Annotated in this window: 20 protein-coding genes; 12 read left to right on the top strand and 8 right to left on the bottom strand. The window is 67.6% G+C overall.

The genetic code is table 11. The features are described from left to right. Positions 1-145 precede the first annotated feature (145 nt). Complete coding sequence (locus tag WFQ67_RS29890; protein ID WP_213627313.1) at positions 146-1,063, bottom strand: D-hexose-6-phosphate mutarotase; 918 nt, start codon at positions 1,061-1,063, stop codon at positions 146-148. A gap of 138 nt (positions 1,064-1,201) precedes the next feature. Beyond that, positions 1,202-1,609 (bottom strand): acyl-CoA thioesterase, encoded by a 408-nt coding sequence (locus WFQ67_RS29885; RefSeq protein ID WP_213627311.1) that lies wholly within the window; start codon positions 1,607-1,609, stop codon positions 1,202-1,204. A gap of 289 nt (positions 1,610-1,898) precedes the next feature. On the opposite strand from WFQ67_RS29885, the gene WFQ67_RS29880 reads away from it, so the two are divergent. Next, a complete protein-coding gene (locus WFQ67_RS29880) occupies positions 1,899-3,185 on the top strand; it encodes an MFS transporter (protein WP_213627309.1) in 1,287 nt (428 codons plus the stop codon). 301 nt (positions 3,186-3,486) lie between these two features. Here WFQ67_RS29880 and WFQ67_RS29875 read toward each other — a convergent pair whose 3' ends face one another. Continuing rightward, a complete protein-coding gene (locus WFQ67_RS29875; RefSeq protein ID WP_337058971.1) occupies positions 3,487-4,794 on the bottom strand; it encodes a PQQ-dependent sugar dehydrogenase in 1,308 nt (435 codons plus the stop codon). Positions 4,795-4,949: 155 nt separating this feature from the next. Here WFQ67_RS29875 and WFQ67_RS29870 point away from each other — a divergent pair, with 155 nt between their 5' ends. The 7 genes from WFQ67_RS29870 to WFQ67_RS29840 all read left to right on the top strand — a co-directional run bounded on the left by WFQ67_RS29870 (position 4,950) and on the right by WFQ67_RS29840 (position 14,048). After that, positions 4,950-5,921 (top strand): phosphate ABC transporter substrate-binding protein PstS, encoded by a 972-nt coding sequence (locus WFQ67_RS29870; RefSeq protein WP_111263322.1) that lies wholly within the window; start codon positions 4,950-4,952, stop codon positions 5,919-5,921. A 169-nt stretch (positions 5,922-6,090) separates the two neighbouring features. Then, the gene (locus WFQ67_RS29865; RefSeq protein WP_244862958.1) at positions 6,091-8,379 is read left to right on the top strand and encodes an ABC transporter permease subunit; all 2,289 of its coding nucleotides are present in this window, start codon (positions 6,091-6,093) and stop codon (positions 8,377-8,379) included. 67 nt (positions 8,380-8,446) lie between these two features. After that, complete coding sequence (gene pstA, locus WFQ67_RS29860) at positions 8,447-10,063, top strand: phosphate ABC transporter permease PstA (RefSeq protein ID WP_337058973.1); 1,617 nt, start codon at positions 8,447-8,449, stop codon at positions 10,061-10,063. An 81-nt stretch (positions 10,064-10,144) separates the two neighbouring features. Beyond that, positions 10,145-10,978 carry a phosphate ABC transporter ATP-binding protein PstB gene (gene pstB, locus WFQ67_RS29855; protein WP_213627303.1) on the top strand — a complete coding sequence of 278 codons (834 nt, stop codon included), beginning with the start codon at positions 10,145-10,147 and terminating at the stop codon, positions 10,976-10,978. Between the two features lie 118 nt (positions 10,979-11,096). Further along, on the top strand, positions 11,097-11,846 hold the full coding sequence (phoU, locus tag WFQ67_RS29850) for a phosphate signaling complex protein PhoU (protein WP_173178196.1): 750 nt from the start codon (positions 11,097-11,099) through the stop codon (positions 11,844-11,846). Between the two features lie 298 nt (positions 11,847-12,144). After that, complete coding sequence (locus tag WFQ67_RS29845) at positions 12,145-13,047, top strand: response regulator (protein ID WP_337058970.1); 903 nt, start codon at positions 12,145-12,147, stop codon at positions 13,045-13,047. A 101-nt stretch (positions 13,048-13,148) separates the two neighbouring features. Next, on the top strand, positions 13,149-14,048 hold the full coding sequence (locus WFQ67_RS29840; RefSeq protein WP_213627299.1) for a peptidoglycan DD-metalloendopeptidase family protein: 900 nt from the start codon (positions 13,149-13,151) through the stop codon (positions 14,046-14,048). Positions 14,049-14,054: 6 nt separating this feature from the next. Here the strand turns inward: WFQ67_RS29840 and WFQ67_RS29835 are convergent, their stop codons facing one another. Beyond that, entirely contained in the window at positions 14,055-14,828 is a 774-nt protein-coding gene (locus WFQ67_RS29835; protein ID WP_213627297.1) for an AraC family transcriptional regulator, read from the bottom strand. A gap of 91 nt (positions 14,829-14,919) precedes the next feature. On the opposite strand from WFQ67_RS29835, the gene WFQ67_RS29830 reads away from it, so the two are divergent. The 3 genes from WFQ67_RS29830 to prfH all read left to right on the top strand — a co-directional run bounded on the left by WFQ67_RS29830 (position 14,920) and on the right by prfH (position 17,149). Beyond that, positions 14,920-15,171 carry a DUF7709 family protein gene (locus tag WFQ67_RS29830; protein ID WP_337058969.1) on the top strand — a complete coding sequence of 84 codons (252 nt, stop codon included), beginning with the start codon at positions 14,920-14,922 and terminating at the stop codon, positions 15,169-15,171. 227 nt (positions 15,172-15,398) lie between these two features. Further along, positions 15,399-16,535, top strand: a complete 1,137-nt coding sequence (locus WFQ67_RS29825) for an RNA ligase RtcB family protein (protein WP_213627295.1) — start codon at positions 15,399-15,401, stop codon at positions 16,533-16,535. Next, positions 16,535-17,149 carry a peptide chain release factor H gene (gene prfH / locus WFQ67_RS29820; protein ID WP_337058968.1) on the top strand — a complete coding sequence of 205 codons (615 nt, stop codon included), beginning with the start codon at positions 16,535-16,537 and terminating at the stop codon, positions 17,147-17,149. The genes WFQ67_RS29825 and prfH overlap by 1 nt, the downstream gene beginning before the upstream one ends. 86 nt (positions 17,150-17,235) lie before the next feature. Here prfH and WFQ67_RS29815 read toward each other — a convergent pair whose 3' ends face one another. The 4 genes from WFQ67_RS29815 to WFQ67_RS29800 all read right to left on the bottom strand — a co-directional run bounded on the left by WFQ67_RS29815 (position 17,236) and on the right by WFQ67_RS29800 (position 20,981). Continuing rightward, complete coding sequence (locus WFQ67_RS29815) at positions 17,236-17,997, bottom strand: TerC family protein (RefSeq protein WP_213627291.1); 762 nt, start codon at positions 17,995-17,997, stop codon at positions 17,236-17,238. Between the two features lie 106 nt (positions 17,998-18,103). After that, positions 18,104-19,411: a CitMHS family transporter gene (locus tag WFQ67_RS29810; protein ID WP_213627289.1), complete on the bottom strand. Its 1,308-nt coding sequence runs from the start codon at positions 19,409-19,411 to the stop codon at positions 18,104-18,106. 266 nt (positions 19,412-19,677) lie between these two features. Further along, positions 19,678-20,016 carry a DUF2388 domain-containing protein gene (locus WFQ67_RS29805; protein WP_213627287.1) on the bottom strand — a complete coding sequence of 113 codons (339 nt, stop codon included), beginning with the start codon at positions 20,014-20,016 and terminating at the stop codon, positions 19,678-19,680. Next, positions 20,013-20,981 carry an AEC family transporter gene (locus tag WFQ67_RS29800; protein ID WP_442969641.1) on the bottom strand — a complete coding sequence of 323 codons (969 nt, stop codon included), beginning with the start codon at positions 20,979-20,981 and terminating at the stop codon, positions 20,013-20,015. The genes WFQ67_RS29805 and WFQ67_RS29800 overlap by 4 nt, the downstream gene beginning before the upstream one ends. A 72-nt stretch (positions 20,982-21,053) precedes the next feature. Between WFQ67_RS29800 and WFQ67_RS29795 the strand changes: the two genes are divergently transcribed. After that, positions 21,054-21,455 carry a GFA family protein gene (locus WFQ67_RS29795; protein WP_213627283.1) on the top strand — a complete coding sequence of 134 codons (402 nt, stop codon included), beginning with the start codon at positions 21,054-21,056 and terminating at the stop codon, positions 21,453-21,455. Positions 21,456-21,458 lie beyond the last annotated feature (3 nt).

Here is a 21,458-nt window from a genome sequence, read left to right as displayed (position 1 = left end):
CTGCGCAGCGATGCGCAAGCTGCTGAACATCGCCTATGGCGTCTTGAAATCGGGCCGGCCATTTGACGCAAAACTGGCCCTTGCTCACTAGGAATCAAGACGGTATCTACACAACGGTCATGTCCGAGCCTGTGTAGGGGCGACTTTAGTCGCCAAGCGCTTCGCTCCAAAGGCTGACGGCCATGCTGTGACTGGCGCCGGGTTGCAACAGCAGGGCGTCGTCCAGCACGCGGGCGGTTTCGATGCAGAGCATGCGCTGCCAGGCGTCGTCGGCGAACTGGGAGAGACGGGCGGCCTTGTCGATCCAGGGGTTCCACACCACTGCCGAGGCGGAGTCGCTGGCTTCGATCAGCACCCGGCGCTGCCAGGCCTGGTCGCGGATGGCCAGGCGGGACGGGGTGCCCAGGTAGATGCGGTCGGTCTCGCCGGCGAAGCCGACATCGCCTTGCTGGACGCGGCGCTCCCAGCCTTCCAGGGTCTCGATGTAGTCGCAGCCGTCCAGGCCTTCCACATGGGCCTGGTGGATATCGCCGATGGCGAAGTAGCTGTGCAGCGCCTGGGTCAGGGCCAGGGGCGCGGTGCCGCGGTTGCGGGTTTCCAGTTTAAGGTGCAGGCGCTGGTCGAGGCGGATCTCCAGGCGCAGCTCGGCGTCGCCGTTCCAGCCGGGCAGGGGCGAGCGGCGGCTGTCCCAGGACAGCACCAGGCGTGCCGCGCCCTCCAGGGCCTCGACGCTTTCGAGTTCCCAGTCGAGGCTGCGCACGCCGCCGTGGGCCGGGGCCTCGCTGTCCGCCGGGTAGTGGGCCTGCACGTCCAGGGGGTTGCGCCGCAGGTCGCCGAACCAGGGCCAGCACACCGGCACGCCACCGCGCACCGACTGGCCGCGCTTGAACGCCGCCTGCTCGCTGAGCCAGATCAGCGGCTCTTCGCCGTTGCGCTGGTAGCCCAGCACCTGGGCGCCCTGCTGGGCCACCAGCAGTTCCGCGTCGGCGGTGCGCAGGCGCCAGCACGCCAGTTCGTCCATCTCGATCCGCTCGATCTGCGGAACCTTGCTTTCGCTGTTCATCCGGGGGCTCCTGGGCCTGTGGCTGCTTGCCGTCTCCATTGGGCAGGGGCGGGCCGGCGGGGTTCCCCCGAAACCGGCGAATGCGTGAGCAAAATCAGGAAGAAGGGGCGTTCGCGGCTGCGGCGCCCCTCGTGCTGCTCAGCCGCGGCGCGGCGGAACGGGGCGGGTGCGACCGCTGCCGTCGATGGCGACGAAGACGAACACCGCTTCGGTGACCTTGCGCCATTCACTGGAGAGCGGGTCGTCGCTCCATACCTCGACCAGCATCTGGATCGAACTGCGGCCGATCTCCAGTGCCTGGGTATAGAAGGAGAGCTGGGCGCCCACGGCCACCGGGACGAGGAACGCCATGCGGTCGATGGCGACGGTGGCGATGCGGCCGCCGGCGACCTTGCTGGCCATGGCCGTGCCGGCGAGGTCCATCTGCGAGACCAGCCAGCCGCCGTAGATGTCGCCGAAACCGTTGGTTTCGCGCGGTAGCGCGGTGATCTGCAAGGCCAGGTCGCCCTGGGGAGTCAGGTTTTCTTCTTCTTCGATCTCGATCATGCCTGGGGTGCCTCTGCCCCTGTGCTGCTCTGGATGGCTTCTATGGACGGGGAAGGACAAGGTGCCCTGCAAAGTTCCCCCTGCGCCCGCCGACCCACTGCATGTCGCCCGCGCGCAACAGCGCGCAGTATATAGCTCGCCGCGTCGGGCGACGACCGCCGGGTTTCGCTTTTGACCACCCATACGTCAGAGATTGTGTGCGCCCGGCGGCTTTTTGCTATTTTGCGGACCGGCCCGCCGCCAACGCAGCGGCGGGGCATGCCCTGCCTGCACTGACAAGAGACCTTCCATGTCCACCGTTACCGCCTCCGAGGCCCCCGCGCGGCCGTTGACCCGCAGCGACTACAAGACCCTCTCCCTGTCCGCCCTGGGCGGTGCCCTCGAGTTCTACGATTTCATCATCTTCGTATTCTTCGCGGCGGTGGTCGGCAAGCTGTTCTTCCCCGCCGAGATGCCCGAGTGGCTGCGCCAGTTGCAGACCTTCGGCATCTTCGCGGCCGGTTACCTGGCGCGGCCCCTGGGCGGCATCGTCATGGCGCATTTCGGCGACCTGCTGGGGCGCAAGCGCATGTTCACCCTGAGCATCTTCCTGATGGCGGTGCCGACGCTGATCATGGGCCTGCTGCCGACCTACGCGCAGATCGGCATCTGGGCGCCGCTGGCCCTGCTGTTGCTGCGGGTGATCCAGGGCGCCGCCATCGGTGGCGAGGTGCCCGGTGCCTGGGTGTTCGTCGCCGAGCACGTACCGACCCGGCACATCGGCTACGCGTGCGGCACCCTGACGTCGGGGCTGACCTTCGGCATCCTGCTGGGCTCGCTGATGGCGACCCTGATCAACACCCTCTACACCCCGGAAGAGGTGCAGGCCTGGGCCTGGCGCGTGCCCTTCCTGGTGGGTGGCGTGTTCGGCCTGTTCTCCGTCTACCTGCGCCGCTGGCTGCACGAGACGCCGGTGTTCGCCGAGTTGCAGCAGCGCAAGGCGCTGGCCGAGGAGGTGCCGCTCAAGGCTGTGCTGCGCGAGCACCGTGGCGCCATCGCCATCAGCATGCTGCTGACCTGGGTGCTGTCGGCGGGCATAGTCGTGGTCATCCTCATGACCCCCACCGTGCTGCAGACCGTGTACGGCTTCGCGGCCGCCACCGCGCTCAAGGCCAACAGCCTGGCGATCGTCTGCCTGACGGTCGGCTGCGTCGCCTCCGGTGCCATCGCCGACCGCTTCGGCGCGGGCCGTACCTTCCTGGTGGGCGGGCTGTTGCTGGCGGCCAGTTCCTGGACCTTCTACACCAGCCTCAAGGCGCACCCGGACTGGCTGTTCCCGCTCTATGCGCTGACCGGCCTGTTCGTCGGCACCATCGGCGCGGTGCCCTATGTGATGGTCAAGGCCTTCCCTCCGGTGGTGCGCTTCTCCGGCCTGTCCTTCTCCTACAACCTGGCCTACGCCATCTTCGGTGGGCTGACGCCGATGATCGTCTCGCTGCTGATGAAGTGGGACCCGCTGGGCCCGGCCTATTACGTGGCGGCGCTGTGCGGGTTGGCGATGGTCATTGGTCTGTACCTGATCGGCAAGAAGCGCTGATCAAGGGCATGGCGCTGCGGTGATGGGCGCCATGCCCCTGCAGGAGCACTTCGTGCTGGGGCATTCCCCTAGGGTGGGCTTCAGCCCACGCTGACCCCCGCTGGTGGGCTGAAGCGGAACGCCGCCCGGCCCACCCTACATGGCCGCCACGTACGGGGCATCGATGCGGTTCGCTGAGCTCACCGCATCCTACGGACCGGCTCTATGCGCTGCGGCGATGGGCGCCATGCCCCTGCAGGGAGCACTTCGCGAGCAGAGCTCGCTCCTACAGGGGTGAAGCTCGGCGGGGCTGGCCTGGCCATCACTGGGCGGTGGAGGTCACCCGCCAGACCTTGTTGCCCACGTCGTCGGTCACCAGCAGGGCGCCGCGAGCGTCGAGCATGACGTCCACCGGGCGGCCCCGGGCGTTGCCGTCGGCATCGAGGAAGCCGGTGAGCACGTCCACCGGCTGGCCATTGGGCTTGCCGTCCTTGAAGGGCACGAAGATCACCTTGTAGCCGCTGTGCGGTTCGCGGTTCCACGAGCCGTGCTGGCCGACGAACAGGCCGTTCTGGAAGTCCGCCAGCGCGCTGCCGCGGCCGAAGGCGATGCCGAGGGAGGCGGTGTGCGGGCCCAGGGCGTAGTCGGGCACCAGGGCCCTGGCGACCATATCCGGGTTGGCCGGCTCGACGCGCTCGTCGACGTGCTGGCCGTAGTAGCTCCAGGGCCAGCCGTAGAAGCCACCGTCCTTCACCGAGGTGATGTAGTCGGGCACCAGGTCGCTGCCGATCTCGTCGCGCTCGTTCACCGCCGTCCACAGTGCGCCGGTCTCCGGCTCCCAGGCCAGGCCGTTGGGGTTGCGCAGGCCGCTGGCGAACAGGCGCTTGGTGCCGCTGGCGCGGTCCACTTCCCAGATCGCCGCGCGGCCTTGCTCCATCTCCAGGCCGTTCTCGCCGACATTGCTGTTGGAGCCGACGGTGACGTAGAGCTTGGTGCCGTCGGGGCTGGCGATGACGTTCTTGGTCCAGTGGTGGTTGATGCCCGCCGGCAGGTCGGTGACCTTCTGCGGCGTGGCGTCGATGCGCGTCTGGCCTTCCTGGTAGGGCACGCGCACCAGGGCGTCGGCGTTGGCGATGTAGAAGTCCCCGCCCACCAGGGCCATGCCGAAGGGCGAGTGGAGGTTTTCCAGGAAGGGCGTCTTCAGGTCGGCCACGCCGTCGCCGTCGGTGTCGCGCAGCAGGGTGATGCGGTCGGCGCTGGGGGTGCGGGCGCCGGCCTTCTCCATGACCTTGCCGGCGATCCAGCCCTTGAGGCTGAAGCCGCCATCGGAGGCCGGGGCGTTGCTCTCGGCCACCAGCACGTCGCCATTGGGCAGCAGGTAGAGCCAGCGCGGGTGGTCCAGGCCTTCGGCGAAGGCCTTCACCTGCGTACCGGTGGTGGCGGTCGGCAGGCCGCCTTCGGCCCAGCCCTTGGCCGGGGCCACGTTCACCGTGGGCAGCAGGGTCTTGTTCGGCGGCGGCAGCCTGGGGTTGGCGCCGGTGCCGTCGCTCACCTCGAGGGTGGCCTTGTCGCCGCAGGCCGTGCAGGCGGCGAGGAGGACCGCCAGGGGCATCAGTCGTAGGGGGTGCATGGTCGTTCTCCTAGGGGTGCGGGCTCATTCAAGCAGGTTTGGACCGTCATGATGGCCATTCATCCAATTGTCATATTCGGTTCATAGAGTGTTCATACGGCCTGCAGATACTGGCCCCCGATTCATCCAACCCGATCCTTTGCTAGGAGCAAGGCATGAAACTGAAGCGTTTGATGGCGGCCCTGACTTTCGTCGCCGCCGGCGTTGCGACCGCCAGCGCGGTTGCCGCTGTCGACCCGTCCATCCCGTCCTACACCAAGACCACTGGCGTATCCGGCAACCTCTCCAGCGTCGGTTCGGACACCCTGGCCAACCTGATGACCCTGTGGGCCGAAGCCTACAAGCGCGAATACCCGAACGTGAACATCCAGATCCAGGCCGCCGGTTCCTCCACCGCGCCGCCGGCTCTGACCGAAGGCACCGCCAACCTGGGCCCGATGAGCCGCAAGATGAAGGACGTCGAGCTGCAGGCCTTCGAACAGAAGTACGGCTACAAGCCGACCGCCGTCCCGGTCGCCGTCGACGCCCTGGCGATCTTCGTGCACAAGGACAACCCCATCAAAGGCCTGACCATGCAGCAGGTCGACGCCATCTTCTCCGCCAACCGCCTGTGCGGTGGCAAGAGCAACATCAAGACCTGGGGCGAACTGGGCGTGACCGGCGACCTGGCCGAGAAGCCGATCCAGCTGTTCGGCCGCAACTCGGTATCCGGCACCTACGGCTACTTCAAGGAAGAAGCCCTGTGCAAAGGCGACTTCAAGGCCAACGTCAACGAGCAGCCGGGTTCGGCTTCCGTCGTGCAGTCCATCAGCCAGTCCCTCAACGGCATCGGCTACTCGGGCATCGGCTACAAGACGTCCAGCGTGAAGACCGTCGCCCTGGCCAAGAAGGAAGGCGGCGAGTTCGTCGAAGACAACGAGCAGAACGCCCTGAACGGCAGCTACCCGCTGTCCCGCTTCCTCTACGTCTACGTCAACAAGGCCCCGAACAAGCCTCTGGCCCCGCTGGAAGCCGAGTTCGTGAAGCTGGTCCTGTCGCAACAAGGCCAGCAGGTCGTGGTGAAGGATGGCTACATCCCGCTGCCGGCCAAGGTCGCTGAAAAAGCACTGAAGGATCTGGGCCTGTAATCCAGGACAGATGAAGGGGGCGGCCGCTTCGCAGGCCGCCCCGCAAGGACGCGACGATGGCGGGAGACCCCCGCCATGGAGGCCCGCCCCCGGCAGCATGCCCAGGGTGGGCCTCGTTGCGTCACCTCGCTGTAATCTTTCTGTCATACGAAGGCTTTAGGGTGTGCCCATGAATGACCTGGCCAGTTCCCCCATGACCTCGACGAATCCCCCCGAGCGCATCGACTTCAATACGCCGGCGCTGCAGCGCAAGCGTCGCATCCGTGCGCTGAAAGACAACCTGACCCGCTGGTACGTACTGGTGGGCGGCCTGGCTGTGCTCGCGGCCATCACCCTGATCTTCTTCTACCTCGCCTACGTGGTGCTGCCCCTGTTCCAGGGTGCCGAGCTGACCGCGAAGAAGGTGCAGAGCCCCGCCTGGCTCCAGCAGGACGCCGGCAAGGCGCTGCTGCTGACCATCGAGGAGCAGAACCAGGTCGGCATGCGCATTTCCGACAAGGGCGAAGCGGTGTTCTTCGCCACCAAGGACGGCGCCGAGCTCAAGCGCACCCCGCTGCCGCTGCCTGCCGGCGCGAGCGTGGTGTCCATCGGCCAGGACCAGCCCGGCAGCCCGCTGGTGGCCCTGGGCCTCTCCAATGGCCAGGTGCTGCTGTTCAAGCACAGCTATGCGGTGACCTACCCGGACAACAAGCGGGTCATCACCCCGCAGATCGACTTCCCCTACGGCGACAAGCCCCTGGTGCTGAACCAGGACGGCGGCGCGCTGGAGCACGTGGCGGTCAACCACAACGACGAGACCCTGCTGCTGGCCGGCTCCACCGGCAACCAGTTGCACGTGCAGGAACTGGTCAGCGAAGAAAACATGATGACCGGCGAGACCACGGTCGAGCAGAACGCCATCGCCCTGCCGCAGATGACCGAGCCGATCAAGGCCATCTACGTCGACCCGCGCCAGCAGTGGCTGTACGTGGTCAACGGTCGTGCCCAGGTGGATGTCTTCAGCCTGCACGACAAGAGCCTCAACGGCCGCTACAAGCTGTTCGAGGAAGGTGATCGCGAAGTGTCCTCCAGCAACCTGCTGCTGGGTGGCATCTCCCTGATGATCGGTGACTCCAAGGGCGACGTGAGCCAGTGGTTCATGGTCCGTGGCGCCGACGGCGAAGCCCGCCTGACCCACATCCGCAGCTTCCAGCTGGGCCAGGCGCCGGTGGTGCAGATCGCCCCCGAGGAGCGTCGCAAGGGCTTCCTCGCCCTGGATGCCAGCGGCAAGCTCGGCGTCTTCCACAGCACCGCCGAGCGCACCCTGCTGATCGAGCAGGTCACCGACGGCGCCGGCCTGATGGCCTTCTCGCCCCGCGCCAACCGCGTGGTGATCGAGGAAGGCGGCCAGCTGCTGCCCTTCAGCCTGCGCAACCCGCACCCGGAAGTCTCCTGGAGCGCGCTGTGGGGCAAGGTCTGGTACGAAAGCTACGACGCACCCAAGTACGTCTGGCAATCCACCGCCGCCAACACCGACTTCGAACCCAAGCTGAGCCTGGCGCCGCTGACCTTCGGCACCCTCAAGGCCGCCTTCTACGCCATGCTGCTGGCCGCCCCGCTGGCCATCGCCGCCGCCATCTACACCGCCTACTTCATGGCGCCGAGCATGCGCCGCAAGGTCAAGCCGGTGATCGAGCTGATGGAAGCGCTGCCGACGGTGATCCTCGGCTTCTTCGCCGGCCTGTTCCTGGCGCCCTACGTCGAGGGGCACCTGCCGGGCATCTTCAGCCTGCTGCTGCTCACGCCGATCGGCATCCTGCTCGCCGGCTTCCTCTGGAGCCGCCTGCCCGAGTCGATCCGCCTGCGCGTGCCGGACGGCTTCGAAGCGGCGATCCTGATCCCCGTGGTGCTGCTGGTGGGCTGGTTCGCCCTGGGCATGAGCCCGCTGCTGGAAGCCTGGTTCTTCGGGGGCGACATGCGCCTGTGGATCAGCAATGACTTAGGCATCACCTACGACCAGCGCAACGCCCTGATCGTCGGCCTGGCCATGGGCTTCGCGGTGATCCCGAACATCTTCTCCATCGCCGAGGACGCCATCTTCAGCGTGCCGCGCAGCCTCACCTACGGCTCCCTGGCCCTGGGTGCCACGCCCTGGCAGACGCTGACCCGCGTGGTGATCCTCACCGCCAGCCCGGGCATCTTCTCCGCGCTGATGATCGGCCTCGGCCGTGCGGTGGGCGAGACCATGATCGTGCTGATGGCCACCGGCAACACCCCGGTGATGGAAGTGAACATCTTCGAAGGCATGCGCACCCTGGCGGCCAACGTCGCGGTGGAGATGCCGGAATCCGAGGTGGGCGGCTCGCACTACCGCGTGCTGTTCCTCGCGGCCCTGGTGCTGCTGATGTTCACCTTCGTCATGAACACCCTGGCAGAGCTGATCCGTCAGCGCCTGCGCAAGAAATACGCCTCGCTTTAAGGTGGAGAATTCCGTGAAACAGGTTTCCCTCAAATACTGGTTCAAAAGCGGCGCGCCAGGTGTGTGGATGAGCGGTGGCGCGGTATCCATCGCCGTCATCATGACCATCGGCCTGCTGTCGGTGATCGCCGTGCGCGGCCTCGGCCACTTCTGGCCGGCCGACCTGATCGAAGCCCAGTACAGCGTTCCGGGCCAGGCGTCCAAGGCGCTGATCGGCGAAGCGGTGCAGATCGAGGAAGTCTCCCGCGCGCGCCTGAAGGGTGCCGGCCTGCCGGTGCCCGAGGAAGGCCCCGAGTTCATGACCCGCGAGCTGGTCAAGGTGGGCAACCGCGAGGTGTACGGCAGCGACTTCACCTGGGTGGTGGGCGAATGGCTGCAGGACCAGAAGAAACCCGCCGAGCTGGTCGCCATGGAGCGCCGCGAGTGGGGCAACTTCTACGGTCGCCTGGTGAGCGTGAAGGAGAACGGCCAGGTCGTCGCCGAAGGCGAGGCCGCCATGGCCGAGCTGCAGAAGCGCCTGAAGCGCGTCGACGACCTCTACGCCCAGCTCTACAAGCTGGAGAAGAAGGACATCGGCGCCATCAACCACGGCCTCGAGCGCCTGCGCCTGGAAGGCCGCAAGCTGGAGCTGGACGGCAAGCTGGACGCCGCCGCGCAGGCCGACCTGGCTGCCGCGCGCGCCGAGCTGGAAGCCCGCTACAAGGGCCTCGAAGCGCAACTGGGCGGCCTGCACGAAGCCTTCAACCGCGACAGCGTGGTGGTCCGCGAGGCCGGTGGCCAGGAGCAGGAGATCTCCCTGGGCAAGGTGGTGCATGCCTATCAGCCCAACTCGATGGGCCTGTTCCAGAAGATCGGCTTCTACTTCGCCAAGCTGTGGGAGTTCCTCGCCGACGACCCGCGTGAAGCCAACACCGAGGGCGGCATCTTCCCGGCCATCTTCGGCACCGTGATGATGACCCTCATCATGGCCGTGATCGTCACCCCCTTCGGCGTGGTGGCGGCCATCTACCTGCGCGAATACGCCAAGCAGGGCCTGCTGACCCGCATCATCCGCATCGCCGTGAACAACCTGGCCGGTGTCCCGGCCATCGTCTACGGCGTGTTCGGCCTGGGCTTCTTCGTCTACGTGCTGGGCGGCTCCATCGACCGCCTGTTCTTCCCCGAGGCCGCCCCGGCGCCGACCTTCGGCACCCCGGGCCTGCTGTGGGCCTCGCTGACCCTGGCCATCCTCGCGGTGCCGGTGGTGATCGTGGCCACCGAGGAAGGCCTGGCGCGCATCCCCCGCGCGGTTCGCGAAGGCTCCCTGGCCCTTGGCGCGACCAAGGCCGAGACCCTGTGGAAGATCGTCCTGCCGATGGCCAGCCCGGCCATGATGACCGGCCTGATCCTCGCCGTGGCCCGTGCCGCCGGCGAAGTGGCGCCGCTGATGCTGGTGGGCGTGGTGAAGCTGGCTCCGAGCCTGCCGGTGGACGGCAACTACCCGTACCTGCACCTGGACCAGAAGATCATGCACCTGGGCTTCCACATCTACGACGTCGGCTTCCAGAGCCCCAACGTCGAGGCCGCCCGTCCGCTGGTGTACGCCACCGCGCTGTTGCTGGTGCTGGTGATCGCGCTGCTGAACCTCTCGGCCGTGGCGATCCGCAACCACCTGCGCGAGAAGTACAAGGCGCTGGATAACTGAGTCAGCCCCGAGCGGCGTGCAGCACGCCGCTCCGCTTGAAACTTGAAGCTTGTAGCCTGGCGCTACGAACGGAGTGAAACCATGCAACACGAAAGCCACAGCCACGGCGTCAACATCTCCGCCCTCGGCCGCAGCAAGCAGAGCCTGAGCCTGGCGCAGGAAACGGTTGCCCTCGAAGTGCCGGGCCTGAACCTGTTCTACGGCGAGAAGCAGGCGCTGTACGACGTGCAGATGAACATCCCGAAACAGCGCGTGACCGCCTTCATCGGCCCGTCCGGCTGCGGCAAGTCCACGCTGCTGCGCTGCTTCAACCGCATGAACGACCTGGTGGACGGCTGCCGCGTCGAGGGCGAGATCCGCCTCGACGGCAACAACATCTACCGCAAGGGCGAGGAAGTGGCCGAACTGCGCCGCCGCGTCGGCATGGTGTTCCAGAAGCCCAACCCCTTCCCCAAGAGCATCTACGAGAACGTCGTCTACGGCCTGCGCATCCAGGGCATCAACAAGAAGCGCGTGCTCGACGAAGCCGTCGAATGGGCCCTCAAGGGCGCGGCACTGTGGGAGGAGGTCAAGGACCGCCTGCACGAATCCGCCCTCGGCCTCTCCGGCGGCCAGCAACAGCGCCTGGTCATCGCCCGCACCATCGCGGTCGAACCCGAAGTGCTGCTGCTCGACGAGCCCTGCTCGGCCCTGGACCCGATCTCCACCCTCAAGGTGGAAGAGCTGATCTACGAGCTCAAGAGCAAGTACACCATCGTCATCGTCACCCACAACATGCAGCAGGCCGCGCGCGTCTCCGACTACACGGCGTTCATGTACATGGGCAAGCTGATCGAATTCGGCGATACCGATACCCTGTTCACCAACCCGGCCAAGAAGCAGACCGAGGACTACATCACCGGTCGCTATGGCTAGTCGCGTGGGACGCGACAGCTGCAAGCCGCAAGCTTCAAGCGGCAAGTCAGCTCAGGGACACGAATCAACCGACTTGAAGCTTGCAGCTTGAAGCTTGCGGCTTTCGCGGAGCGAAAACATGATCGACAAAGACAGCCTCACCCATCACATCTCCCAGCAGTTCAACGCCGAACTGGAGGAAGTGCGCAGCCACCTCCTGGCGATGGGCGGCCTGGTGGAAAAGCAGGTCAACGACGCCGTCACCGCGCTGATCGACGCCGACTCGGGCCTGGCCCAGCAGGTGCGCGAGATCGATGACGAGATCAACCAGATGGAGCGCAACATCGACGAGGAGTGCGTACGCATCCTCGCCCGTCGCCAGCCGGCGGCCTCCGACCTGCGCCTGATCATCAGCGTGTCCAAGTCGGTGATCGACCTTGAGCGCATCGGCGACGAAGCCTCGAAGATCGCCCGTCGCGCCATCCAGCTCTGCGAGGAGGGCGTGTCGCCGCGCGGCTATGTCGAGGTCCGCCACATCGGTGACCAGGTGCGCCGCATGGTGCAGGAATCCCTGGACGCCTTCGCCCGCTTCGACGCCGACCTGGCCCTGTCGGTCGCCCAGTACGACAAGACCATCGACCGCGAGTACAAGACCGCCCTGCGCGAGCTGGTCACCTACATGATGGAAGACCCGCGCGCCATCAGCCGCGTGCTCAACATCATCTGGGCCCTGCGTTCCCTGGAGCGCATCGGCGACCACGCGCGCAACATCGCCGAACTGGTGATCTACCTGGTGCGCGGCACCGACGTGCGCCACATGGGCCTGGCGCGCATGCAGGAAGAAGTGAAGGGCACCGCCAACAAGGCCGGCGACACCCCCGCCAGTTGATCCGCCCCGCTTCGGCAAGACGCCCGGCCATGCCGGGCGTTTTCGTTTGTGGCTCCACCCCTTTCTCTACCTCCCACCGTAGGAGCGGGCTCTGCTCGCGAAGCGTCTCCTGCCGTGTGGGAGCGAATTCATTCGCGATGCGTTCCTCCGCGGCGACGTCCCGCGAGCCCCACCAATCCCCTGTCGACCAAGGCCCTGGCGCCACCTTTCACGCGAAAGGGTGCGCGATGTCGCATTCAGCTTGGCAAAGCGCTATCAGCCGAGGCTATGCTTACGCCCGTTCTCTGAGGAGTGGTCGATGAGCAAGGTGACAGTGCTGGTAGTGGACGATGCGTCCTTCATTCGCGACCTGGTGAAGAAGGGGCTGCGCGACCATTTCCCCGGCATCCAGATCGAAGAAGCGATCAACGGGCGCAAGGCCCAGCAGATGCTGGCGCGCACGCCCGTCGACCTGATCCTGTGCGATTGGGAGATGCCGGAGATGTCCGGCCTCGAGCTGCTCACCTGGTGCCGCGCCCAGGACACGCTCAAGACCACGCCCTTCGTCATGGTGACCAGCCGCGGCGACAAGGAGAACGTGGTGCAGGCCATCCAGGCCGGGGTTTCCGACTACATCGGCAAGCCCTTCTCCAACGACCAGCTGGTGACCAAGGTGAAGAAGCAGCTGGCCCGCGCCGGCAAGATGGAGGCCCTGGCCGCCGGCGCGCCGCCGAAAATGCTCAGCTCCGGCGGCTTCGCCAACGATTCCCTCGCCGCCCTCACCGGTGGCAAGGCCGAGGTGGTCAAGCCCGCCGCGGCGCCCAAGGCCGCCGCCAAGACGGCTGCGCCCACCCCTTCGGCCAAGGCTGCCGGCCAGGCGCCGGGAGGCCGTGGGCAAGCCCAGCTGCGCCTGCCCAGCGGCGTGCTGTCCTGCGTGATCAAGACCATCAGCCTCAAGGACGCCCACCTCGTGGTGAAGCGCGGCGAGCCGCTGCCCCAGGTGCTGGAAAGCGCCGTGCTCGACCTGGAACAGGGCGAGGGCGGCGAGGTGGCGCGCCTCAACGGCTACCTGCACGCCGTCTCGGCCCTCGAACCCAAGCCCGACAGCGAGTGGCTGCAACTGACCTTCCGCTTCGTCGACCGCGATCCGCAGAAGCTCGACTACCTGTCGCGGCTTATCGCCCGTGGCTCGGCACAGAAACACTTCGTACCCGGCGCCTGAGCCAACCCCGTCACAGCCCGACGGCCGGCGCCTCGCGCGGTGCCGGCGGCGCTGCTAGGCTTGCCAGCTCGAACACCCATAACCACTAGATCCATGCAGTCATGCTAGGGCGCATCCTCCTTCTCTGCGGTTCGCTGGCGGCAGCCCTGCCGGCGTGCGCGCTGACCATCTACAAGTACACCGATGCCAACGGCGTGGTGACCTACACCGACAAGGCCGTCGCCGGTGCGCAGGTGTTCGTCTTCCGCGACCGCATGGTCGAGCGCCTCGACCTCTCGGTGAAGCTGGAAACCCAGAAGCATGACGCCGGCGAGACCCTGCTGGTGCGCAACGACCTGTATGCGCCGGTGGAAGTGGAGCTGAGCCTGAACAACGTCAGCAACGCCGTGGGTGCGCCGGAAAAGCCCATCCGCTGGGTGCTGCCGCCGCGCAGCAAGATCCGCCTCGCCACCCTGGCCCCGGCCGACGCCAGCAAGGCCATGCGCTACAAGCCGCGCCTGCGCTACGCCCTGGGCGACCCGCGCCAGCAGCCCTCGCTCTACCGCTACCCGCTGCCCTGGGTGGGCGGCCCGTTCCGCCTGACCCAGGGCGCCAACGGCCAGTACAGCCACTTCACCCCCAAGGGCCGCTACGCCCAGGACGTGGCCATGCCCGAAGGCACGCCCATCGTCGCGGCGCGGCCCGGCATGGTGGTGAAGATCGAGAACCAGCAGAGCGGGCGGGGCAACAACCCCTCCGGCAACTTCGTGCGCATCCTCCACAACGACGGCACCATGGGCGTCTACCTGCACCTGATGCGCGGCTCGGTGAAGGTCCAGGAGGGCCAGCGCGTCGCCATCGGCGAGCAGATCGGCCGCTCCGGCAACACCGGCAACAGCACCGGCCCGCACCTGCACTTCGTCATCCAGCGCAACGTGGGCCTTGCGCTCGAATCCATCCCCTTCCAGTTCGCCCAGCCGGTGGACACCCTGCCCAACTTCGCCGTGGGCGGCGACGAATAGCCCCGGCTAGCGCGCGAAGTAGCGCCCCGGCGTCACGCCGAAGTGGCGCCGGAACATGGCGATGAAGGCGCTGACGTTCTCGTAGCCCGTTTCCAGCGCCACCCGCGTCACCGCATCGCCCGCCGCCAGGCGCTCCAGGGCCCTCAACAGGCGGGCGCGCTGGCGCCACTGGCCGAAAGCGAAGCCCGTCTCCTCGACGAAGCGCCGGGCCAGCGTCCGCGATGAGACCCCCGCCCACAGCGCCCAGGCCTCCAGGCTGCGGTTGTCCGCCAGGTCATCGGCCAGCGCCTGGCAGACCTTCAACAGCCTCGGGTCCACCGGCAGCGGCAGGCCGAGGGGCTCTTCCGGCAAGGACTGCAACTCGTCGAGGATCACCCCGGCGATGCGCAGCCTGCGCTCATCCAGCAGCCCATCGTCCCAGCTCGACGCACGCAGCACCGCCTCGCGCAGTAGCCCCGAGGTGGCGATGATCCGTGGCGACTGCGGCAGCGCCTGGCAGGCCTCGGGCCTGACGTAGACGCTCCAGCCATCGAAGGGCCCGTGGGAGCGCAGGGCGTGTTCACAACCGGGTGGCACCCACACCGCGTGGGTGGCGGGCACCACCCAATGGCTGTGGGCCGCTGCCACCGATAGCAGGCCGCGACCGGCACCGAGCAACTGGCCACGGGCGTGGGAATGCCTGGCGGTCCGCCGCTCGCCGGGGCTGTGCTGCCACACCGCGACCAGCAGCGGGCCGCCCTCGGCCTGGACGAGCGAAGGGAGAAGCAGGGGCTGTGACATTGGCATTTTCACGTTATCGATCGGCAGGGATAAGGCAGTCTAGCCATTGGCCCGGTCGCAGAATGAGCCCTCATCCACAGGAGGACATCCCATGCGCGCCGAAGACCTGCTCCCCGACCACCTCGACCACCGCGACTTCAACGGCACCCGCGTGCGCAAGGGCACGGTGGGCGCCTTCCTGATCAACGCCCGGCTCTGGTGCGACCCGGCGGCAACGGCGGAGCAGCGCCAAGCCGCCGAGCGCAAGTTGCTGGCGGCCCTGCCGGCGCTCCAGGCGCTGGGGCTGTTCGAGCTGATGCAACTGCGCGATCCGGCCCTGCGCGCTTTGTGCGGGCAGTCATGACCCCGGCATGACGGGATTGCGCGGCGGCGCGGATCGGCCTAGGATTCGCGCCTTCTTCTCCCCTCAACCGACAGCAAAGGAGGTCCATCATGCAAACACTGATCACCCCTTGCAGGTCGCGCCTGGCTTAAACGCTTCTTCCGTCCTTCTTCGCGACGGTTCCGCACTGCCCGACCCAGACCTGCCAAATCCAAGCATTTTTCGTTTCAACCCATTTGGATTGGACCATGGGCACTTGCATTCGCAATCTGGCCGACGGCATCACCCTGATCGCCGCGGACGACACCTGGATCGAAGGAAAAGCGATCCAGCAACTTGAAACCACCGCCCGCCTGCCGGGCATGCAACGGGTGGCCGGCATGCCGGATCTGCACCCGGGGCGCGGCTACCCGGTGGGCGCCGCGTTCTTCTCCAGCGGCCGCTTCTACCCGGCGCTGGTGGGCAACGACATCGGCTGCGGCATGGCCTTCTGGCGCACCGACATCCCCGTCGCCAAGCTCCACCTCGACAAGCTGGAGAAGCGCCTGGGCTCCCTCGATGCGCCGATGGACGACAGCTGGCAGGCGGCGATCGCCGCCTTCGGCCTGCCGCCCTGCGGGCACGAGCGTTCCCTGGGCACCATCGGTGGCGGCAACCACTTCGCCGAGCTGCAGCAGCTCGACGAGGCCTATAACGATACGGCCCTGGCGGCCCTGGGCATCGACCGCAAGCACCTGCTCCTGCTGGTACACAGCGGCTCGCGCGGCCTGGGCGAAGCCATCCTGCGCGAGCAGGTGGACCGCTTCAGCCACGCCGGGCTGGAGGCCGGCAGCCCGGAAGCCGAGCACTACCTGGCCCGCCACGACGGCGCCCTGCGCTTCGCCGAGGCCAACCGCCAGCTCATCGCCCGACGCATGCTGGAACGCCTGCGTGCGAACGGCGAGCAGCTGCTGGATGTGAACCACAACCTCGTTTCCGCCGCGACCCTCGGCGGCGTCGACGGCTGGCTGCACCGCAAGGGCGCCACCCCCGCCGACCAGGGCGTGATGGTCATCCCCGGTTCCCGCGGTGACTACAGCTACCTGGTGGCCCCGGTGGCCGACGAGCGCAGCCTCAATTCCCTGGCCCACGGCGCGGGGCGCAAGTGGATGCGCAGCGAGTGCAAGGACCGCCTCGCCAAGCGCTACAGCGTCGAGCAGCTGGAGCGCACCGCGCTCGGCAGCCGGGTGATCTGCGCCGACCGCGCGCTGATCTACGAGGAAGCGCCGGAAGCCTACAAGGCCATCGACTCGGTGGTCGGCGCCCTGCGTGACGCCGGGCTGGTGCAGGTGCTGGCGCGGCTCAAGCCGGTGCTGACCTACAAGACGCGCGGAGGGTGCTGCTGATGATCCTCCTGCAACTCTCGGCGGCCCAGGGACCGGACGAATGCGCCCTGGCGGTGGCCAAGGCGCTGCAGCGGCTGACGCACGAAGCCGCGCAGCGGCAGGTGCGCGTCCAGGTGCTGGAGCGGGAGGAGGGTGCCCGGCGCGGTACCCTCGTCTCCGCCCTCCTGGCCCTGGACGGCGACCAGGCCGACGGCCTCGCCCGGGACTGGGAAGGCACCCTGCAATGGACCTGCCCCAGCCCCTACCGGCCCAACCACGGGCGCAAGAACTGGTTCTTCGGCGGCGCGCGGTTCGCCGCACCGCCGGCCAGCCTCGAAGGCGAGATCCGCTTCGAAGCGCTGCGTGCCTCGGGGCCGGGCGGCCAGCACGTCAACACCACCGACTCGGCGGTACGCGCCACCCACCTGGCCAGCGGCATCAGCGTCAAGGTGCAGAGCGAGCGCAGCCAGCACGCCAACAAGCGCCTGGCCGTCCTGCTCATCGGCCAGCGCCTGGCGCAGCGGGCCGAAGAGGCGGACGGCGCCCTGCGCGCGGAGCGCCGCCTGTTCCACCACCGGGTGGAGCGCGGCAACCCGGTGCGCTGCTTCCGAGGCGAGCGGTTCGAGCCGGTGTGAGCCGGTGTGAGCCGGCGTTCACCCACCCATGAAAAACGGGGCCATTGGGCCCCGTTCTTCATTTCAGCTGGCGCTTATGCCCGGGCTCATTCCCCCGGGATGTCCTTGCGCAGCTTGACCGGGTCTTCCTTGCGCCCGCGCGCGGTGCGCATGCGGATGTTCAGCGCTTCCACGGCCAGGGAGAAGGCCATGGCGAAGTAGACGTAGCCCTTGGGCACGTGGACTTCGAAGGACTCGGCGATGAGCACGGTACCGACCACCACCAGGAAGGACAGCGCCAGCATCTTCAGGCTCGGGTGCTTGTCGATGAAGTCGCTGATGGTGCCGGCGGCGGCCATCATCACCAGCACGGCGACGACGATCGCGGCGACCATCACCGGCACGTGGGACACCATGCCCACGGCGGTGATCACCGAGTCCAGGGAGAACACGATGTCGATGATGGCGATCTGGATGATGGTGCCGATGAAGTTGCGCGCGGCGCCGCCGGCCTGCGGCTGCTCGGCTTCGTCCTCGCCTTCGAGGCTGTGGTACATCTCGGTGCTGCTCTTCCACAGGAGGAACAGGCCGCCGAAGAACAGGATCAGGTCGCGCCCGGAGATGCCCTGGCCGAAGACGTGGAACAGGTCGGCGGTGAGCCGCATGATCCAGGTGATCGACAGCAGCAGGAGGATGCGGGTGACCATCGCCAGCGCCAGGCCGAAGAAGCGGGTGCGTGCCTGCATGTGCGGCGGCATGCGGCCCACGAGGATGGCGATCATGATGATGTTGTCGATGCCCAGGACGATCTCCAGGGCAGTCAGGGTGAAGAAGGCGACCCAGATTTCCGGGCTGGTCAGCCATTCCATGATGCGGATTCCTCGTGTGTTTCAGCGGTCAGGGGGTTGGAGCACGCCGAAGCCGGAACGTGCGCAGGCGCATTTCCGGCTTCGGCGAGGGCGCGTCGCCTGCGGTTCAGTGTGTACCGAACAGCGGGAACACGCCGAGTAACAGTGCGGCGAGCAGGATACACAGACAGATCATTACCGCCCACTTCAACGTGAAGCGCTGGTGGTCGCCGAATTCGATCTTCGCCAGGCCCACCAGCAGGTAGGTGGAAGGCACCAGCGGACTGAGCAGGTGCACCGGCTGGCCTACGATGGAGGCCCGCGCCATCTCCACCGGGCTGATGCCGTAATGGGCCGCCGCCTCGGCGAGCACCGGCAACACGCCGTAATAAAAAGCGTCGTTGGACATGAAGAAAGTGAACGGCATGCTCACCAGCGCCGTGATCACCGCCATGTAGGGCCCGAGGGATGGCGGGATCACCGCCAGCAGGCTCTTGGACATGGCTTCCACCATGCCGGTGCCGGTGAGGATGCCGGTGAAGATGCCGGCGGCGAAGATCAGCCCCACCACCGCCAGTACGTTGCCGGCATGGGCCGCGACGCGCTCCTTCTGCTGCTGCAGGCAGGGGTAGTTGATGATCATGGCGATGCTGAAGGCGATCATGAACAGCACCGGCAGCGGCAGCAGGCCGGCGATCAGCGTGACCATCAGGGCAGCCGTCAGCGCCGCGTTCACCCACAGGAGTTTCGGCCGGCGCGCTTCCGGGTACTGGGAGACGCTGATCTCGTCGTGGCGGGTCGGCTCGTCCGGGAGGTGCAGCACGCCGAGGCGGGCGCGCTCGCGCTTGCCATAGGCCCAGGCCAGGCCGAACAGGGCCAGGGAGCCGGCGATCATGGCCGGAATCATCGGCACGAAGATGTCCGACGGGTCCACGTGCAGGGCGCTGGCGGCGCGGGCGGTGGGGCCGCCCCAGGGAGTCATGTTCATGATGCCGCCGGCGAGGATGATCAGCCCCGCCATGATCAGCGGGCTCATGCCCAGGCGGCTGTAGAGCGGCAGCAGCGCAGCCACGCAGATCATGTAGGTGGTGGCGCCGTCACCGTCGAGGGAGACGATCAGCGCCAGCGCGGCGGTGCCCACCGAGACCTTCAGCGGGTCGCCCTTGACCAGGCGCAGGATGGCGCGCACGGCGGGGTCGAACAGCCCGGAGTCGATCATCAGGGCGAAGTAGAGGATGGCGAACATCAGCATCACGCCGGTGGGCGCGAGCTTGCCGATGCCCTCCAGCATCATCGGGCCGATGCCGGCCGCGAAGCCGCCGAGCAGGGCGAAGGCGATGGGGACGATGATCAGCGCGATCAGCGCGGACAGGCGCTTGGTCATGATCAGGTACATGAAGGTCATGACCATGGCGAAGCCGAGGAAGGTCAGCATGGGGAATCTCCGGACGAGGGCGAGGGCGGGGCTGGATCAGCGCGCGGGTCGGGTACGGAGAGGGGGCGGAACGAGGCCGTTGAGGCAGCAGGAGCGGAGCATGGCAATCACCCATCTTGTTGTTGTCGGGGTTGCCGGGTGGAGCGGGTGCAGCACCCGGCGGCCGGTCTTCGCCGGCGGTGGGGCGATGCTAAGGGGCGAAGCTTTCAGCCAGCTTTCGCCGGGAATCGGCGGCGAACGTGCCGCGAATTCCAGACGGGCGGCGCTCAGAGCGTACGGGCGAGGATTGCCTCGGCCAGTGCCCGGTCGTTATGCCCGGCCAGCTCGCTACGCTGTCGCAGCAGCTGCAGCGCGCTTTCCAGCTGGGCGCCACGGATGGCACCGTCGCTGGCGAGGAAACTCGCCGCATCGTCACGCGCCAGGGCCAGCCTGGGCTCGCCGCCGCCCATGGAGCGCACGCTCAGGGTGGTAATGAAGAAGGGCGAAAGCGTGAGGATCGCCGCGTAGGCCGACCCCAGCAGAAGCGGGTTCTCCTGCTCGATGTCCGCCAGCGCCGGCTGGAGCGCCAGGCAGGGCAGCAGCCCAATGAGCCAGCGGGCCTTCATGCCATGGCCTGCAGCAGGGCCAGTATCAGCACCAGGGTGGCGCCGGAGAGCAGCGTTTGCAGGGTGATGATCCCCGCCATCAGGTGGCCGTCGCCTCCCAGCTGGCGGGTCAGCACATAGGCGGTGGGGGCGGTGGGCAGGGCGAAGAACAGCACCAGGATGCTGCTCTCCATCGCCGGCAGGCCGAGCAGGCGTGCCACGGCGAAGGCCAGGGCGGGCATGGCCAGCAGGCGCGCCGCGCAGTTCCAGCCCAGGGCCGCCAGCTCGCCACCCAGCTCGCGGGGCTGCAGCGCCGCGCCGACGCAGAGCAGGCCCAGGGGCAGGCTGGCCACCGCCAGGAGGTTGAGCAGCCGGTCGATGCCGCCACCCAGGCCGAACCCGGCAAGGTTGTAGGCGGCGCCGGCGAGGCAGGCGAGGATCAGCGGGTTCTTCGCCATCGGCAGCAGCAGGCCCCGGGCGCTGACGCCGCGCTCGGCGGTGAGCGACCACACCGACAGCAGGTTCACCGTCGGCACCATCAGCGCCAGCATCAGCGCGGCGATGGCCAGGCCCTCCTTGCCGAACAGGCTGCCGATGGCCGCCAGCCCCAGGTAGGTGTTGAAGCGCAGCACGCCCTGGGTGATGGCGCCGAAGCGTGCCGCCGGCCAGCCCATCACGCGGCGGGCCAGCAGCAGGACGGCCCAGCCGACGCCCAGGCCCAGCAGCACCGCCAGGGCCAGGCGCGGCAGCGCGGGGTTGTCCAGCGGCGCCGTGGCCAGGCTGCTGAACAGCAGCGCAGGGAAGAGGATGAAGTAGTTCAGGCGCTCGGCGGCGGGCCAGAAGGCATCGCCGGGGAAGCCCTTCAGGCGCAGCGCGTAGCCGCCGACGATCAGGGCGAAAAGGGGCCAGAGGGCTGCAAGCAGTGCGGTCACATCGGGTTCCGGTGGTCCGGTCGGGAGGCGGCCATCTTGTGCAACGCCGCGCACATCCGCAAGCCGACCATTGGCCGATGCGCCTTGCAGCGACTAGGTTTTCCCACTGCACAGGAGGACGTACCCATGACCCAGGTCCATATGGGCGGCTGCCATTGCGGGCGGCTGCGCTACCGCATCGAAGCCCCGCTCACCGATATCGCCCACTGCCACTGTTCGGACTGCCGGCGCACCACCGGCGGCATCGTCACCACCTGGATCACCGTGCCGCTGGCGTCCTTCACCTGGACCCGTGGCGAGCCGGCGCAGTACCACTCCTCCCCCGGCTGCTCGCGCTATTTCTGCGGCGGCTGCGGCTGTCTGCTCGGCCTCTTCACCCAGCAGGCCCCGGGCACCATGGACGTGACCATCGCCACCCTGGACGACGTGGCCGAGGCCCTGCCGGACCGCCACATCTGGGTGCGCAGCCGGCTGCCCTGGCTGCACCTGGACCCGGGCCTGCCGGAGGAGCAGGAAGAGAAGCTGTGAGGG

The organism is Pseudomonas sp. USHLN015 (assembly GCF_037153275.1).
In the GTDB taxonomy this organism is placed as follows: Bacteria; Pseudomonadota; Gammaproteobacteria; order Pseudomonadales; family Pseudomonadaceae; genus Metapseudomonas; species Metapseudomonas tohonis.
This window is presented reverse-complemented; position numbering and strand designations above follow the sequence as displayed.

Coding starts and splice junctions, on each gene's coding strand:
- WFQ67_RS29890 (WP_213627313.1), bottom strand. CDS start 1,063: ATGAACAGCGAAAGCAAGGTTCCGCAGATCGAGCGGATCGAGATGGAC.
- WFQ67_RS29885 (WP_213627311.1), bottom strand. CDS start 1,609: ATGATCGAGATCGAAGAAGAAGAAAACCTGACTCCCCAGGGCGACCTG.
- WFQ67_RS29880 (WP_213627309.1), top strand. CDS start 1,899: ATGTCCACCGTTACCGCCTCCGAGGCCCCCGCGCGGCCGTTGACCCGC.
- WFQ67_RS29875 (WP_337058971.1), bottom strand. CDS start 4,794: ATGCACCCCCTACGACTGATGCCCCTGGCGGTCCTCCTCGCCGCCTGC.
- WFQ67_RS29870 (WP_111263322.1), top strand. CDS start 4,950: ATGAAACTGAAGCGTTTGATGGCGGCCCTGACTTTCGTCGCCGCCGGC.
- WFQ67_RS29865 (WP_244862958.1), top strand. CDS start 6,091: ATGAATGACCTGGCCAGTTCCCCCATGACCTCGACGAATCCCCCCGAG.
- pstA (WP_337058973.1), top strand. CDS start 8,447: ATGAGCGGTGGCGCGGTATCCATCGCCGTCATCATGACCATCGGCCTG.
- pstB (WP_213627303.1), top strand. CDS start 10,145: ATGCAACACGAAAGCCACAGCCACGGCGTCAACATCTCCGCCCTCGGC.
- phoU (WP_173178196.1), top strand. CDS start 11,097: ATGATCGACAAAGACAGCCTCACCCATCACATCTCCCAGCAGTTCAAC.
- WFQ67_RS29845 (WP_337058970.1), top strand. CDS start 12,145: ATGAGCAAGGTGACAGTGCTGGTAGTGGACGATGCGTCCTTCATTCGC.
- WFQ67_RS29840 (WP_213627299.1), top strand. CDS start 13,149: ATGCTAGGGCGCATCCTCCTTCTCTGCGGTTCGCTGGCGGCAGCCCTG.
- WFQ67_RS29835 (WP_213627297.1), bottom strand. CDS start 14,828: ATGTCACAGCCCCTGCTTCTCCCTTCGCTCGTCCAGGCCGAGGGCGGC.
- WFQ67_RS29830 (WP_337058969.1), top strand. CDS start 14,920: ATGCGCGCCGAAGACCTGCTCCCCGACCACCTCGACCACCGCGACTTC.
- WFQ67_RS29825 (WP_213627295.1), top strand. CDS start 15,399: ATGGGCACTTGCATTCGCAATCTGGCCGACGGCATCACCCTGATCGCC.
- prfH (WP_337058968.1), top strand. CDS start 16,535: ATGATCCTCCTGCAACTCTCGGCGGCCCAGGGACCGGACGAATGCGCC.
- WFQ67_RS29815 (WP_213627291.1), bottom strand. CDS start 17,997: ATGGAATGGCTGACCAGCCCGGAAATCTGGGTCGCCTTCTTCACCCTG.
- WFQ67_RS29810 (WP_213627289.1), bottom strand. CDS start 19,411: ATGCTGACCTTCCTCGGCTTCGCCATGGTCATGACCTTCATGTACCTG.
- WFQ67_RS29805 (WP_213627287.1), bottom strand. CDS start 20,016: ATGAAGGCCCGCTGGCTCATTGGGCTGCTGCCCTGCCTGGCGCTCCAG.
- WFQ67_RS29795 (WP_213627283.1), top strand. CDS start 21,054: ATGACCCAGGTCCATATGGGCGGCTGCCATTGCGGGCGGCTGCGCTAC.